Raw genomic sequence first — 2,829 nt, 5'->3', positions numbered from 1 at the left:
TCGGGGACAAAGACGGGGACTGGTTCGACAGGCACTTCTTCGGGCACCAAGCCGGAGCCCGGGTCGACCGGCACGGGTACGGCGGCACCCGGGAAAACGACAAGCACAAGCTCGGGCTCAGGCCCGAGCATTGCCGACTCGGCAGGAACGTCAACGGAAACGATCAAGCAAGACTTATCTGTAAGCGGTTCCACGGAATCCGGCACCGGGAGTTCAACTGCAACTGCCAACAGCGCGAACGGTTCGGCCGGAGCGCCAGCCGCTTCCGGGGCGAGCGGCTCTTCGGCTGGAAGCGGAGACGCTCCTTATACGGCAAAGTCTGGAACGGGGGCTGCAAGCTCGACTGGCGCAACTGCCGAGGCGAGCGGCGAAACGGATGTCAAAACTTCCTCAGACAGCCCGGAAGCGGGAGCCGCTTCGAGCGATACGAACTGACAAGCGTTATTGGACTGTTTTGGCCGAAAATTACATATCAGTGTGTACAATGACAAACCTCCATTCCCTGCCTCCAGGGAAGGAGGTTTTTTCGCGATCGTAGTACGTGGTCAAGACTTGCCCTATAGGCAGCCGCATTTGAATCGGAGTCAGACCACTCCTCTTGGGAGATGCTATTTGTCGTGGGCGCAAGATTGGGCAGATAATGCTCAAAGGAGCACTATTTACGCTTGGAATGAACATGAATCGATGAATAAGGTACGTTTAAACCTTATTTTCTCTGATCAGCCTGCTTCAACCGCTTTTCAACGTCGAATCCATAGCTATAACGCTCAAATCAGCACTATTTGTCCTTGGTGGAAGCTAGATTCATGAGATTATGTTCGTTTGAGCCTTATCTCCGTTCTACCGTAATTTCAGATTTCGTGCGGGATGACCGTGAAGCATATTCATGCGCACCTCGATTCCACAGCTTGTAACGATCGGACCTTGCGGGCGGAAGGTGAAATTTTACTTAATAATGTGTACAATTATGGACGTAATCAAAAATCCATCCAAATTACAGCGCGGATCATTCGCCCGATGCGAAATCCGCTTCATAGTTCAGGAGATGAGTCGGATATGAGCAGCAGCAGCAGCCACAACCGGAAAAGATCGGAGCAATTGTACGAAGATGCGCTTCGTCACATCGTGGGAGGAGTGAACAGCCCCTCCCGTTCGTTCAAGGCGGTCGGCGGAGGAGCGCCGGTATTTATGGAGCGGGGGCAAGGCGCTTATTTTTGGGACGCCGACGGCAACCGGTATATCGATTATTTGGCCGCCTACGGTCCGATTATACTCGGACATGCACATCCTCATGTGACCGATGCGATCTGCCGTGCAGCCGCAAACGGAACGCTCTTCGGCACGCCGACAGAGCATGAAATCATTTTCGCGCGAATGCTGAAGGAAGCGGTACCGTCGATGGACAAAGTACGCTTCGTCAATTCGGGCACGGAAGCCGTCATGTCGACGATCCGCGTATCGCGGGCTTTCACCGGCCGCAATAAAATAATCAAATTCGCCGGATGCTACCATGGGCATTCGGATCTTGTACTCGTAGCCGCCGGTTCGGGACCGTCCACGCTGGGCATTCCCGACAGTGCAGGCATACCGGTCAGCATCGCCCAAGAAGTTATTACCGTTCCGTATAACGACCTGAATGCACTCGCAGCAGCGCTGGAACGTTGGGGCAGCGAGACGGCAGCCGTCATGGTAGAACCGATCGTCGGCAACTTCGGCATGGTCATGCCCGAACCCGGTTTCCTTGAAGGGCTGTGCCGGTTGGCCCGCGACCATGGCGCGCTTGTTATTTACGACGAGGTCATTTGCGCCTTCCGGTTTCATTATGGAGCCGCACAAACATACGCAGACGCAGGGTTCCCGGATCTTGGGGCAATCGAGCCGGATTTGACCGCCTTGGGCAAAATTATCGGCGGCGGACTGCCGATCGGCGCGTACGGCGGTCGCCGGGAAATCATGGAGCGTGTCGCCCCTCTTGGTCCGGCATACCAAGCCGGAACGATGGCGGGCAACCCGGCCTCGATCCTGGCGGGCATCGCCTGCCTCGAGACGCTTAGCCAGCCCGGGGTTTATGAAAAGCTGGACGCTTTGGCAGCGCGGCTCGCGGCAGGGCTCGCCGCCAGCGCCGGGAAGCATGGCGTGCCTCTTACGATTAACAGGATCGGCGGCGCTTTCTCCACTCATTTCTGCGACCACCCGATCCGGAACTATGACGACGCCCAGAAAGCGGACGGCGAGCGGTTCGCTCAATTTTTCCGGCTTATGCTCGACCGGGGCATTTGTCTGGCTCCGTCGAAATATGAAGCTTGGTTCACGACTATCGTACACACGCAAGAAGATATTGACGAAACGATCGATGCCGCCGATCGCGCTTTTGCGGCCATGTGAAGAGCCCATACATAGGCCGGTAGGGACAGGGGAACAACAAGCTCGCAGTTGCATTGCCGACGATTAACCGTACTTCATCAGCCGCCGAGCAGGTCGAAAGAGCCGTTAGGAGTCGACGAGGTTGCGGTGCGGTCCAATCGTATGTTTCCCCCTCAAGCCGTCGTGAAATGGAAAACATGCATCTAATTTCGCCTAAAGTACAAATCCTCATGTAAGAGGAAAATAACTGTAGATTTTCCACTAATTCAAGCGATCTACGGTAATTCGGCTGAATTAACTGGACTTTTTCCATCACCATGCGTCAGATGAGCGAATTCAGCGAATAGTGAACTAAATTACTAAATTTCACTGTTACTGTATTTGCGTATTTGCGTGCTTGCGTCTTGCGTGCTTGCGTACTTGCGTACTTGCGTCTTGCGTCTTGCGTCTTGCGTCTTGCGTCTT

1 protein-coding gene and 1 pseudogene are annotated in these 2,829 nt (G+C 54.7%); both read left to right on the top strand.

All coding sequences use genetic code 11. The features are described from left to right. Positions 1-435 (top strand): annotated as a pseudogene (locus tag FE784_RS41485) (hypothetical protein); the annotation flags it as partial. 621 nt (positions 436-1,056) lie between these two features. Beyond that, on the top strand, positions 1,057-2,385 hold the full coding sequence (locus tag FE784_RS40415; RefSeq protein WP_139607959.1) for a glutamate-1-semialdehyde 2,1-aminomutase: 1,329 nt from the start codon (positions 1,057-1,059) through the stop codon (positions 2,383-2,385). Positions 2,386-2,829: the final 444 nt, after the last annotated feature.

Origin of the sequence: Paenibacillus hemerocallicola (assembly GCF_006265175.1) — a bacterium.
GTDB lineage: Bacteria > Bacillota > Bacilli > Paenibacillales > NBRC-103111 > Paenibacillus_AB > Paenibacillus_AB hemerocallicola.
The sequence above is the reverse complement of the archived record's forward strand: the minus strand, read 5'-3'. Positions and strand labels throughout refer to the sequence as shown.

Bases quoted from the DNA above. Each gene is read 5' to 3' on its own strand.
- FE784_RS40415 (WP_139607959.1), top strand. From the start codon at position 1,057: ATGAGCAGCAGCAGCAGCCACAACCGGAAAAGATCGGAGCAATTGTAC.